Annotated in this window: 10 protein-coding genes; 7 read left to right on the forward strand and 3 right to left on the reverse strand. The window is 40.4% G+C overall.

What is annotated here, in order from left to right:
• Nucleotides 1-749 precede the first annotated feature (749 nt).
• From SAGCYANO_RS28285 to SAGCYANO_RS28305, 5 genes are all read left to right on the forward strand, one after another.
• Complete coding sequence (locus SAGCYANO_RS28285) at nt 750-1,811, forward strand: hypothetical protein (protein ID WP_237396787.1); 1,062 nt, start codon at nt 750-752, stop codon at nt 1,809-1,811.
• A gap of 603 nt (nt 1,812-2,414) precedes the next feature.
• Nucleotides 2,415-2,999: a Uma2 family endonuclease gene (locus tag SAGCYANO_RS28290; RefSeq protein WP_202223121.1), complete on the forward strand. Its 585-nt coding sequence runs from the start codon at nt 2,415-2,417 to the stop codon at nt 2,997-2,999.
• Between the two features lie 77 nt (nt 3,000-3,076).
• Entirely contained in the window at nt 3,077-6,679 is a 3,603-nt protein-coding gene (locus SAGCYANO_RS28295; protein ID WP_202223122.1) for a CHAT domain-containing protein, read from the forward strand.
• Nucleotides 6,680-6,769: 90 nt separating this feature from the next.
• Nucleotides 6,770-7,336 carry a Uma2 family endonuclease gene (locus SAGCYANO_RS28300; RefSeq protein ID WP_202223123.1) on the forward strand — a complete coding sequence of 189 codons (567 nt, stop codon included), beginning with the start codon at nt 6,770-6,772 and terminating at the stop codon, nt 7,334-7,336.
• Nucleotides 7,337-7,681: 345 nt separating this feature from the next.
• Complete coding sequence (locus tag SAGCYANO_RS28305) at nt 7,682-7,834, forward strand: hypothetical protein (RefSeq protein ID WP_202223124.1); 153 nt, start codon at nt 7,682-7,684, stop codon at nt 7,832-7,834.
• A gap of 295 nt (nt 7,835-8,129) precedes the next feature.
• Here SAGCYANO_RS28305 and SAGCYANO_RS28310 read toward each other — a convergent pair whose 3' ends face one another.
• Together SAGCYANO_RS28310 and SAGCYANO_RS28315 are read right to left on the reverse strand one after the other, a co-directional pair.
• Nucleotides 8,130-8,387, reverse strand: a complete 258-nt coding sequence (locus SAGCYANO_RS28310; protein ID WP_202223125.1) for a hypothetical protein — start codon at nt 8,385-8,387, stop codon at nt 8,130-8,132.
• 28 nt (nt 8,388-8,415) lie between these two features.
• On the reverse strand, nt 8,416-8,673 hold the full coding sequence (locus SAGCYANO_RS28315; protein ID WP_202223126.1) for a hypothetical protein: 258 nt from the start codon (nt 8,671-8,673) through the stop codon (nt 8,416-8,418).
• A 60-nt stretch (nt 8,674-8,733) separates the two neighbouring features.
• Here SAGCYANO_RS28315 and SAGCYANO_RS28320 point away from each other — a divergent pair, with 60 nt between their 5' ends.
• Together SAGCYANO_RS28320 and SAGCYANO_RS28325 are read left to right on the forward strand one after the other, a co-directional pair.
• On the forward strand, nt 8,734-9,192 hold the full coding sequence (locus SAGCYANO_RS28320) for a hypothetical protein (RefSeq protein ID WP_202223127.1): 459 nt from the start codon (nt 8,734-8,736) through the stop codon (nt 9,190-9,192).
• Between the two features lie 156 nt (nt 9,193-9,348).
• Nucleotides 9,349-12,084, forward strand: coding sequence for a valine--tRNA ligase (locus SAGCYANO_RS28325; RefSeq protein ID WP_202223128.1), 2,736 nt, complete (start codon nt 9,349-9,351; stop codon nt 12,082-12,084).
• 160 nt (nt 12,085-12,244) lie between these two features.
• On the opposite strand, the gene SAGCYANO_RS28330 is transcribed toward SAGCYANO_RS28325, so the two are convergent.
• Nucleotides 12,245-12,538 (reverse strand): hypothetical protein, encoded by a 294-nt coding sequence (locus tag SAGCYANO_RS28330; protein WP_202223129.1) that lies wholly within the window; start codon nt 12,536-12,538, stop codon nt 12,245-12,247.
• Nucleotides 12,539-12,597: the final 59 nt, after the last annotated feature.

Consider the following 12,597-nt stretch of genomic DNA (forward strand, 5'->3'; position numbering starts at 1 on the left):
AACCCCTCCCAACCCACCCCTAACCCCTCCCAACCCACCCCTAACCCCTCCCAGGAGGGGAAGTCAGGAGGACCGAGTCAGGAGGAAAGAAAGAAGAATAAAGAGGAATATAAGGAGAAAGTTTTTTGTTCGCGCTCTTATCCGGACATGATATCATACCTCTTTTCACCAACGCCGAATGAACAAATATTAGCATTTTGTAGGTTGGGTTGACAAAGGAAACCCAACAAAGACTTAGTGGGACTTACACATTTTCTGGGCAGAAAAATGCTTGTTTGCGCAGCATTCCGCAGGAAAAGTCAGTCTAGACAAGGGAATTACGTCAAAGCCCTAAAAATGGCTAGAACCCTTGGTAATAAAGGAATTATATCTTTTCGACGTAAAAGCCTCTGGCTATCTATATTTGAGCCTATTTTTTGCTGCTTTTTTGTGTAAGTCCCGTTAGGGTTTGCTGAAAAAAGCAAAGTGTGGGTACCCACCCCTAATATAGAATCCGGTTGAATAGTTATTGTATAGTTGGGAGTAGGGGACCCACCCCTAACCCCTCCGGTGGAGGGGAAGAGGGGAGTGGGGAGTAGGGGAGATTAAAGGTTTGAAGTAATTTAAGAAATTATCAACATATACTATATAACCGGATTCTATATAACCCCTCCGGTGGAGGGGAATGTGGGGAGTGTGGGAAGTGTTGGAAAATTTTAGGCTTGTCACACTACTTGATATCACTGGATGTACTGATAACTGAAATAACTATGGATGAAAGAACATTAGCTAGTGTAGAACAATTACGCATTCCTACTACTGACCAGTCAGCACCTTTAGACTGGAAAGACTGGTATCATTTTATTTTAATGGAACCCAAAAGTGGGCTGAGAGTTTTGGTGAATTTGACTCTCAGCGGTAGACTGACTGGGGGCGAACTACAATTGAGTTTTATTGCTACTATACCCAGAGAATTTCTGCCCGCTGAACTTCATCAGGACAATAATTTAGCAACATTCGGCACTGCCTACCCCCAGAGATGGGTGGCGGAAACTGTGAGTCGCGAACCCTTGCGGTTACAAGGTCAGAATGTTTCTTTAGAAATAGATGGCAGACAATCACAGGTAACGGTGCAAGATGAAGGGTCTGGGTTGGCGATCGCCTTTACAGCTTCTGCGGAGGCCACACCATTGTTAGTAACAGAAGAATCTCCTTTCGGTAGCGGTTTTATTGGTTGGGGTTTGGTGCCTGGTTTACAAGTGGCGGGGGAATTATCTGTTGGCGGGGTGAATTTTCCCATCCATCGAGATTGGTTTTGCTACCATGACCGCAACTTTGGTCGGTTTCGTTGGGGGGAGGATATCGGTTGGGAGTGGTTTGTCGCTTTTGCAACTTGTAATGACGGTCAAACTTTGACTCTGGTTTTAGATAGACGTACTAACAGAGACCATTCTGAGTGGGGGTTATCTTATATATTCGTTTATTTGGGAAATAGGTTGCGAAAGATTTTTCTTGGGACAACTTTGGCGATCGACTGGGAATGGTCGAGGACTGGGGTGTTACCGATGCGATTGCCGGGAATTATGGCTAGCGTGTTTGCCCATCGCAGTGTGCCCATGCCCGAAAGTTTGCGAGTGGAGGCAGCAGATGAGCGCGATAGTTTGTCGGTTGCAGTGAATTTTGATAGTGCGATGGAGTTGGTAGTGCCCGATAACAGAGCGCGTCAATATAGTTTTATTGAGGAGGTGAGCGGTAATGTGGAGGTGAAGCTCTTGCTAGATGGAGAGATATTGCACGGTCGGGGTTTGATTTATGCCGAGTATGTTGTCTAGATATCCTGCTTAACAAAATTTTTTTGGCGTTGCTGATTCTGGGTATGATGCAGAGCTAGCCGAGCAAGCCAATGCGTGGGGGGAATAAAACTCTAAAAGTTCCCCACGCATTGGGGGACCAGCAGGGGCTTGACTAGAACCAAACAATCGCGCATTCATACTTCAATTCAGCAACGCCAATTTTTTTTTGCTTACTTCTGCCATGGTAAATTTGTCTTAAATATCTAATATTATGTCCGGTTGAATACTTATAAGGAGGAGTCAGGAGTCAGGAGTCAGGAGTCAGGAGGGAAGAAAGAAGAAGAAAGAAGCAAGAAGAAAGAATAAAGAGTAGGAAAAGGAGAAAGTTTTTTGATCACGCTATTATCCGGACATGATATAATACCGAATCTCACGCATTATTGCTACATATCGAAGAATGTTTAGAGTTAAAGTCGGTGGGGTTAACTTTAACAATGACTGATATTTATGATGAGGTTTTATAGCTTTAAACATTTAGTGTATTAGTGGCTTTAGTTATTTAGGAGAGAAGGGGGGAATTTTGTATCATTCTTTTTTCAAAGTGGTATATATAATTGAACAAAAGAAAGAAAAGAGGAAATTATGATTGCTCAACCTGAAAATTCTCAAAAAATGACAGCGGAAGAATATTTAGAATGGGAAGCTAAACAGGAATTTCGCCATGAATATGTGGATGGAAAAATTTTAGCTATGACTGAAAATAATATTCCTTATAATAATATTGTTCTCAATTTTTTTACGGCTTTACATTCCTCTGTTCGTCAAAAAGGCTGTAGAATTAATGTGTTAGATGCCAAAGTTCAGGATGCTAAAAATAATCGTTATTTTTATCCAGATTTAGTGATTAGTTGCAATGCTGATGATTTAAAATCTCGCGACTTTATCCAACATCCTAGTGTTATTATTGAAGTTCTTTCTCCCAGTACAAGGGGTTACGACCGCGACGATAAGTTTAAATATTATCGTCAATTTTCGAGTTTGCAAGAGTATGTTTTAGTAGATTCAGAATCAATTTATGTTGAGATTTATCAGCGTGGTGAAGGGAGAATGTGGCTTTATTCTGCATATACTGAGGGAGAAGATTTTACATTATCTAGTATTGAATTTAATTGTGCTGTTGATGTTTTATATGAGGACGTTAGTTTTGAGACTGAAGAACAGAAATAAATATAGAAAGAAAATTGCATAACTGGTTAGTTCTACAGAGATATAGTTGAGTAATATCAATTTTAAGAGTTAATTTTATGAAAGGGATAGTTAGATATTCTCTGGTGTGGGGAGCAACAATTATTAGTATCTGTGGGTTAACTGTGGGGATGGTTAAGCCAGTGGTGGGGGAAATTAAGCCTGCTGTGGTAGCGCAACAGTCTGGGGAAGTAGAGGAACTAGAGCAACTTCTTCAACAAGCTGCTCAGTTGTCAAAACAGGGCAAATATAGTGAAGCTATTCCAGTATTAGAACGTGCCTTAGTTATTTTAGAAAATGCAGGTGCTTCTCAAACCCCTGAAACTGCCCTACTTGTTAACTTTTTAGGTCTGCAGCACTTTTACCTAGGAAACTACACCAAAGCCGAACTCCTATATAAAAAGTCTCTTGCAATCACAGAGAAGGTATTAGGAACTGACCATCCAAAAGTTGTCACTAGTCTCAACAGCTTGGCATTACTGTACCAAGACCAAGAGAAGTATACAGAAGCCGAGCCCCTATTGCAAAGGTCTATAAAAATATCAGAGAAAGTATTAGGAACTGATCATCCAGACCTGGCCACTAGCCTCAACAACCTCGCAGGAATGTACCGTGATTGGGGGAAGTACAAAGAAGCCGAATCCTTATACCAAAGGTCTCTAGCAGTTACAGAGAAAGCATTAGGACCCGATCATCCAGAGGTTGCCACTAGCCTCAACAACCTGGCATTACTGTACCAAGACCAAAGGAAGTACAAAGAAGCCGAATCCTTATACCAAAGGTCTCTAGCAATTAAAGAGAAAGTATTAGGAGCTGACCATCTACACGTTGCAGTCAGCCTTAATAACCTGGCAAGACTGTACTACACCCAAGGGAAGTACAAAGAAGCCGAATCCTTATACCAAAGGTCTCTAGCAATTAAAGAGAAAGCATTCGGAACTGACCATTCAGATGTTGCCACTAACCTCAACAACCTGGGATTAGTGTACAAAGACCAAGGGAGGTACAAAGAAGCCGAAAAGCTATTCCAGCGGTCTCTAGCAATATCAGAGAAAGCATTAGGAAATGACCATCCAAAGGTTGCTTCTAGCCTTACTAACCTGGCAGGACTGTACCATATCCAAGGGAAGTACACAGAAGCCGAACCTTTACACCAAAGGTCTCTAAAAATCAGAGAGAAAGCACTAGGAAATGACCATCCAGAGGTTGCAACTAGCCTTAACAACCTGGCGGGATTGTACCGTGAGCAAGGGAAGTACACAGAAACCTTACAGCTATTGCAAAGGTCTCTAAAAATCAGAGAGAAAGCGTTAGGAACTGACCATCCATACGTTGCCACCAGCCTTAACAACCTGGCAGTACTGTACATAGACCAAGGAAATTACACAGAAGCTGAACCCCTACTCCAAAGGTCTCTGGCAATATTTGAGAAAGCATCAATAACTGATCATCCAGAGGTGGCCACCCACCTTAACAACCTGGCAGAACTGTACCGTGTCCAAGGGAAATACACAGAAGCATTACCCCGATACCAAAAGTCTCTGGAAATATTTGAAAAAGCATTAGGAACTGACCATCCAAATGTTGCCTCTAGCCTTAACAACCTGGCAGGACTGTACCAAGAGCAAGGGAAGTACAAAGAAGCTTTATCCCGATACCAAAAGTCTCTGAAAATCAGAGAGAAAACATTAGGAGCTGATCATCCAAGCGTTGCAGTCAGCCTTAATAACCTGGCAAGACTGTACCGTGACCAAGGGAAGTACAAAGAAGCTGAACCCTTCCAGCAAAAGTCTCTAGCAATATTTGAGAAAGCATTAGGAGCTGACCATCTAAATGTTGCCACCAGTCTCAATAGCCTGGCAATACTTTACCATCTTCAAGGGGATACAACAAGTGCAATTGAATATTTTGTCCGTGGAATGGAAGTAGAAGAAGCGACCCTCACTTCTTTCCTAACCACAGGTTCGGAAAGTCAAAAACAAGCTTCCATGATAAAGCTCTTAGGAACAACTCATCTAACAATATTCCTGCATCTCCAGGGCGCACCCAATAACCCAGACGCGGCCAACCTTGCCCTTACTAGCATTCTCCGGCGCAAAGGTCGCATCCTAGAGTCTGTCACTGACTCACTCCAAGCTATCCGCGATAACCTCACCCCAGAAAACGAAAAACTCCTTGATGATCTGGCAACCACCCGCGCTCAAATAGCTGCCCTTATCTACAACAAACCGGAAAGTATCCCACCAAAACAATATCGCCAACAAATAGCTACCCTCAAAGGTAAAGCAGAGAAATTAGAAGTTGACCTTTCTCTAGCTAGTGCAGCATTTGCTAAGACCAATAAACCAGTAACTATTGAAACAGTACAAAAGTTAATTCCTGCTGATGCAGCATTAGTGGAAATAATGCAATATTATCCTTACGATTTCAAAGCTAAACCAGGTGAACAATGGGGAGAACCCCGCTACGCAGTTTACATCCTCCATTCCACAGGCGCACCCCAATGGTTAGACCTGGGAACAGTAGAACCCATCCACAACACCATCAGCGAATTTCGCGACAAATTATCAGAACCAAATAGTTCCATCCAAGAAGTTGCCCGTACCTTAGACCAACAGGTAATGCAACCCATCCGCGAAAAATTAGGCAATGCTAAACACATCCTGTTATCTCCAGACTCCCAACTCAACCTCATTCCCTTTGCTGCTCTCGTGGATGAAAACAACCAATATTTAATCGAAAACTATACCATTACCTACCTCACCACCGGACGCGACCTGCTCAAACTTGACATCGACTTTCCCTCTAAACAACCACCGATATTAGTTGCCAACCCCGAATACGACACCCCAGGAAATCCTAATTCTGCTCAACTGGTTGCTAATAGTAAACGTGGTAACAAAAAACCTACTAGAGATATTGGCAGTTCTTTATTTGCTCCAGAAAACTTAACTTTTGGAACATTACCGGGAACGCAAGCAGAAGCAGAAGCTATTGCACCAATGTTATCAGAAGTGACTTTGTTAACCAAGTCGAATGCTACAGAAAATGCGCTCAAACAAGTCAATGCACCAGAAATACTCCATATTGCTACCCACGGTTTCTTTCTGGAAAAGTTGAAAGAAGTTGCACCGCCAATATTGGGAGTCGGTCTGATAGGAGAATCCGATTTTAATGCTCTTACCACCTCGGGTGCACCAGGAAAATTAGAAAACCCACTGTTACGTTCAGGTCTAGCTTTAGCAGGGGTCAACATTCGTAAAAGCGGTAATGAAGATGGAGTGATGACGGCGTTAGAAATTGCGAATTTGAGTTTAGGCGGTACAAAGTTGGTGGTATTGTCTGCTTGCCATACAGGAGTCGGAGATGTGAATGTGGGAGAAGGAGTTTATGGTTTGCGTCGGGCGTTAGCTATTGCTGGTAGTGAAAGTCAGGTAATTAGTTTGTGGCAGGTGGGTGATTTTGCCACGAAGGATTTTATGGTGAAATATTATCAGAGGGTGTTGAAGAATGAGGGGCGCTCAGAGGCAATGCGACAGACACAGTTAGAGATGTTGGGAACTGAGGGATATCAACATCCTTATTATTGGGCATCGTTTATTCCGTCTGGGGAATGGCGCGGGATGAGAAGTCAGAAGTCAGAAGTCAGAAGTCAGAAGTAATCCCTGACTAAGTTAGTAATCAGAAAAGATGCCAGACTTATACCCAGGTTTAGATATAATTATCCATATAATATTGAGAAACTAATAACTATGGAATTAGCAACTGCATTTATTTCAACCACAGATTATCTGGAAGGGGAAAAAATGAGTCCCATTCGCCATGAATATCTCGGCGGTCAAATATTCGCTATGTCTGGTGGCAGTGAAGAACATAACCGCATTTCAGGTAATATTTACGCTAGTTTATTAACACATTTACGGGGAAGCGGATGTAAAACTTTTATTGCAGATATGAAAGTCAAGATTGCCATTGCGGAAAATAGCTCGGATATTTTTTATTATCCCGATGTGATGGTAACTTGCAACCCACAAGATACAGAAAAATATTACAAGAGTTATCCCTATTTAATTGTGGAGGTACTTTCCCCTTCTACCCAAAATTTAGACAGACGAGAAAAACGATTGAATTATCAAAGTTTAGGAAGTTTGCAAGAGTATGTATTGGTTGATCAAACAGAAATGAAAGTAGAAGTTTATCGTCCATCAAAAACTGGTTATTGGTCTAAGGAAAGTTTAGGAAAAGAAGATTGTTTAGAATTAAAGTCGGTAGGGTTAACTTTAACAATGGCCGATATTTATGATGAGATTTTGATATAGCATTCAGCTTAAGTCAAAACTTTAGCGGTGGTGCATTTTAATGGTCATGTATTGTCCGGTAATATTTGTTACGAGAACAGTGGGAGCATCTTGCTCCCGTGCCAGGTATTCTTTTTTGCTGTATACCATTACGCGATCGGGACTACCAAAATTCTGTAGGTAAAGGATTTCAATTTTATCAATGCTCTAACACTTTTTTGTACTGCTATATTCAACAATTAATAATGGCTTTGTTGCATGAAAGTATATCGCTGTCGCACTTGCTCCGCATATGTACTTCATAACGCGCGGAAACTGCTTTCAATAATTGATAATTACCTCTCCCTAAAACGGAATAGAACATCAATGTTTGACAGAAAAAGGCTGAAACTTTTACCTGTAAAAGCTTTGAAATTTAATCAGCAGAGTAATAACTATTGGACAATAGTAAATAGAACATCAATAATCACGAAAGATAGCGATCGCTTTCTCAGCAGAGTAATAACTATTGGACAATAGTAAATAGAACATCAATAATCACGAAAGATAGCGATCGCTTTCTCAGTAGAGTAATAACTATTGGACAATAGTAAATAGAACATCAATAATCACCAAACACAGCGATCGCTTTCTCATTAGAGTAATAACTATTGGACAATAGTAAATAGAACATCAATAATTGCCAAACACAGCGATCGCTTTGTGTGCAGAGCAATAACTATTGGACAATAGTAAATAGAACATCAATAATTGCCAAACACAGCGATCGCTTTGTGTGCAGAGCAATAACTATTGGACAATAGTAAATAGAACATCAATAATCACCAAATACAGCGATCGCTTTGTGTGCAGAGCAATAACTATTGGACAATAGTAAATAGAACATCAATAATCCCGAAAGATAGCGATCGCTTGGCAGTGCAGAGTCATAACTATTGGACAATAGTAAATAGAACATCAATAATCCCGAAAGATAGCGATCGCTTGGCAGTGCAGAGTCATAACTATTGGACAATAGTAAATAGAACATCAATAATCCCGAAAGATAGCGATCGCTTTGTGTGCAGAGCAATAACTATTGGACAATAGTAAATAGAACATCAATAATCACCAAATACAGCGATCGCTTTGTGTGCAGAGCAATAACTATTGGACAATAGTAAATAGAACATCAATAATCCCGAAAGATAGCGATCGCTTGGCAGTGCAGAGTAATAACTATTGGACAATAGTAAATAGAACATCAATAATCCCGAAAGATAGCGATCGCTTGGCAGTGCAGAGCAATAACTATTGGACAATAGTAAATAGAACATCAATAATCCCGAAAGATAGCGATCGCTTTGTGTGCAGAGCAATAACTATTGGACAATAGTAAATAGAACATCAATAATCCCGAAAGATAGCGATCGCTTTGTGTGCAGAGTCATAACTATTGGACAATAGTAAATAGAACATCAATAATCCCGAAAGATAGCGATCGCTTGGCAGTGCAGAGTAATAACTATTGGACAATAGTAAATAGAACATCAATAATCCCGAAAGATAGCGATCGCTTGGCAGTGCAGAGTAATAACTATTGGACAATAGTAAATAGAACATCAATAATCCCGAAAGATAGCGATCGCTTGGCAGTGCAGAGCAATAACTATTGGACAATAGTAAATAGAACATCAATAATCCCGAAAGATAGCGATCGCTTGGCAGTGCAGAGTAATAACTATTGGACAATAGTAAATAGAACATCAATAATCCCGAAAGATAGCGATCGCTTGGCAGTGCAGAGTAATAACTATTGGACAATAGTAAATAGAACATCAATAATCCCGAAAGATAGCGATCGCTTTGTGTGCAGAGTAATAACTATTGGACAATAGTAAATAGAACATCAATCAGAGTCAAACACAGCGATCGCTTTCTCACCAGAGTAATAACTATTGGACAATAGATAAATGAACATCTAACTGAAATGACCTATAAATTATGGCACAATATTAAGGACAATTAAACAGTCCAAATAATTCATATTATCTATGACCAAAACCATACCAGAACTACCAAGCAAATACGATGCATTCTCAACTGAGGCAAAATGGCAGAAATATTGGGAAGAAAATAACACTTTCAAAGCTGACCCCAACCATCCAGGGGACCCCTACTGCATAGTCATCCCCCCACCAAATGTTACAGGTCGCCTCCATTCAGGTCATGCTTTTAACAACTCCCTCATTGACGCTCTCATTCGTTACCATCGGATGCGCGGCGACAACGCTCTCTACCTCCCCGGTACCGACCACGCGAGTATTGCCGTGCAAACTATTCTGGAACGGAAACTGAAAGAAGAAGGCAAAACCCGCTATGATATTGGGCGAGAAAAATTTTTGGAACGCGCTTGGGAATGGAAAGCTGAGTCTGGCGGTACTATTGTTAACCAACTACGTCGTTTGGGAGTTTCCACAGACTGGACTCGCGAACGTTTTACCCTGGATGAAGGTTTATCAAAAGCTGTTATCGAAGCATTCATGCGTCTCTACGAAGAAGGTCTCATTTATCGCGGTAACTATCTGGTCAACTGGTGTCCTGCGAGTCAGTCTGCTGTTTCTGACTTGGAAGTTGAAAATAAGGAAGTTAATGGCAACCTCTGGCATTTTCGTTACCCCCTTACTGATGGCAGTGGTTATGTGGAAGTCGCTACTACTCGTCCGGAAACAATGTTGGGAGATACTGGTGTCGCTGTTAACCCCAATGATGACCGCTACAAAAATCTCATTGGCAAAACTCTGACGCTACCAATAATGGAACGGGAAATACCTATTATTGCGGATGAGTTGGTTGACCCTGAATTTGGTACTGGTTGTGTTAAAGTTACTCCCGCTCACGACCCCAATGATTTTGAAATGGGTAAACGTCACGACCTACCATTCATTAATATTATGAATAAGGATGGCAGTTTGAATGAAAACGCGGGACCGTTTGTTGGTCAAGACCGTTTTGAGGCACGGAAAAATGTTGTTAAACGGTTAGAGTCAGAGGGTGTTTTGGTCAAGGTGGAGGACTATAGTCATAGTGTTCCCTATAGCGATCGCGGCAAAGTACCCGTCGAACCCCTACTCTCAACTCAGTGGTTTGTCAAAATTAAACCCTTGTCTGATAAAGCGCTGGAATTACTGGATAAACACAACCAACCAAAATTTGTTCCCGAACGTTGGACGAAGGTTTATCGCGACTGGTTGGTGAAAATTCAGGACTGGTGTATTTCTCGGCAACTTTGGTGGGGTCATCAAATTCCTGCGTGGTATGCTGTGAGTGAAACTAATGGGGAAATTGCCGATAACACTCCTTTTATTGTTGCTCGTTCGGAAACGGAAGCGTTGGAGCAAGCAAAAGCAAAATTTGGTGCTGATGTCAAAATTGAACGAGACCCAGATGTGCTTGATACCTGGTTTTCATCTGGTTTATGGCCGTTTTCAACATTGGGCTGGCCTGAAAACACTCCCGACTTAGCAAAATATTATCCTACTAGCACTCTTTCTACTGGTTTTGATATCATCTTTTTCTGGGTAGCTAGAATGGCAATGATGGGAACTCATTTTACTGGCAAAATGCCGTTTGAAACGGTTTATATTCACGGTTTAATGTTAGATGAAAATGGGAAAAAACAATCTAAATCTGCTGGTAATGGTATTGACCCTTTATTGTTAGTAGAAAAGTATGGAACTGATGCTTTACGTTATACTTTGATGCGAGAAACTGCTGGAGCAGGGCAAAGTGTGAGGATGGATTATAATCGGGAAACTGATGAGTCTGCATCGGTTGAAGCGTCTCGAAATTTTACTAATAAAATTTGGAATGCTGCTCGATTTGTGATGATGAAATTAGAGGGTAAATCTCCTCAAGAATTAGGTGAACCAGAGGCGGATAAATTAGAGTTAGTTGACCGTTGGATTTTGTCTCGTTTCTATCAGGTTGTACAGCAAACTTGTGATTATTTAGATAATTATGGTTTGGGGGAAGCTGCGAAGGGACTTTATGAATTTATTTGGGGAGATTTTTGTGATTGGTATCTGGAATTAGTTAAATCTCGGCTTCAAGGTGAGGATGAGATTTCTAAGTTAGTGGCACAACAAACATTGGGTTATGTTTTGGATGGAATTTTAAGATTATTACATCCTTTTATGCCTCATATTACTGAGGAAATTTGGCATACTTTGAATCAAGTTGGTGAGGAAGATTGTTTGGCTTTGCAGTCTTATCCGAAGCTGGATAAATCTTTAATTAATTCTGATTTAGAAGCGGAGTTTGAGTTATTAATTGGGGTGATTCGGACTATCCGAAATTTACGGTCTGAGGTTGATATTAAACCGAAGGTAAAAATTACGGCAATTTTGCAGAGTGAGAATGAGAAAGAACGGAAAATTTTGAGTAAAGGTGAGGTTTATATTCAGGATTTAGCTAAGGTCGAAAAGTTGAATATTACTCCTAGTATTGATGCGGAAGTTGGTCAAACTATTGCTGGTGTTTTTGGTACTGTGCAGATTTTAATTCCATTATCTGGAGTAGTAGATATTGAAGCTTTATCTGCTCGGTTGGAGAAGAAATTAGGAAAGTTAGAAAAAGAGATTTTATCTACTTCTAAAAGGTTGAGTAAACCAGAGTTTGTTAAGAAAGCTGATGCTAAATTTGTAGAGGAAACTAAGAATAATTTAGCCGAGGCAGAAAAACAGGCAGAAATATTGCGCGATCGCTTACTTCAGTTAAAGTCAAATTAGGTATATTTGGTTGGGTTTAGTTATTAGCTAACCCAACCGTTAATTTATTGTCTAGCAACAACTTTTTCTATTTGGCAGTAATTCAGGAATTTTGATTATTGTTTTGGGAATGCAGCCATCAGAAGTTAGACCTTACACATTTGATGAAGTAGCAATTGATTTAATCTATAACCTTTTGATCGTACTTAGTATATTTAACCATCTCATTAACAGACTCTTGAGAAATTTTTAGATAGACATTTGGATTATTCAGACGACAACGTTGAATAGGAATACCTAAAGAAATAGCTGCTGCTATAAATGCACCATTACAAACATATCTACGAAAACATCCTTCTACCATATGTTTATAGCTATAGCTTCCTTGGTTAGTATTAAAAGTTTCAGTTTTATCTACTTTACTTAGCCATTCTCGACAAAGTAAAAATTGTTTAAGTATTTCATCAGAAAGCATTTATTCTGGTTTCATTGTTATTTTATAACCTGTCGGTATAAAATATAATCCATTGTCTG

Origin of the sequence: Okeania sp. KiyG1 (genome assembly GCF_014132355.1) — a bacterium.
GTDB lineage: Bacteria > Cyanobacteriota > Cyanobacteriia > Cyanobacteriales > Microcoleaceae > Okeania.

Bases quoted from the DNA above. Each gene is read 5' to 3' on its own strand.
- SAGCYANO_RS28300 (WP_202223123.1), top strand. From the start codon at position 6,770: ATGGAATTAGCAACTGCATTTATTTCAACCACAGATTATCTGGAAGGG.
- SAGCYANO_RS28305 (WP_202223124.1), top strand. From the start codon at position 7,682: ATGTTTGACAGAAAAAGGCTGAAACTTTTACCTGTAAAAGCTTTGAAA.
- SAGCYANO_RS28295 (WP_202223122.1), top strand. From the start codon at position 3,077: ATGAAAGGGATAGTTAGATATTCTCTGGTGTGGGGAGCAACAATTATT.
- SAGCYANO_RS28330 (WP_202223129.1), bottom strand. From the start codon at position 12,538: ATGCTTTCTGATGAAATACTTAAACAATTTTTACTTTGTCGAGAATGG.
- SAGCYANO_RS28325 (WP_202223128.1), top strand. From the start codon at position 9,349: ATGACCAAAACCATACCAGAACTACCAAGCAAATACGATGCATTCTCA.
- SAGCYANO_RS28285 (WP_237396787.1), top strand. From the start codon at position 750: ATGGATGAAAGAACATTAGCTAGTGTAGAACAATTACGCATTCCTACT.
- SAGCYANO_RS28290 (WP_202223121.1), top strand. From the start codon at position 2,415: ATGATTGCTCAACCTGAAAATTCTCAAAAAATGACAGCGGAAGAATAT.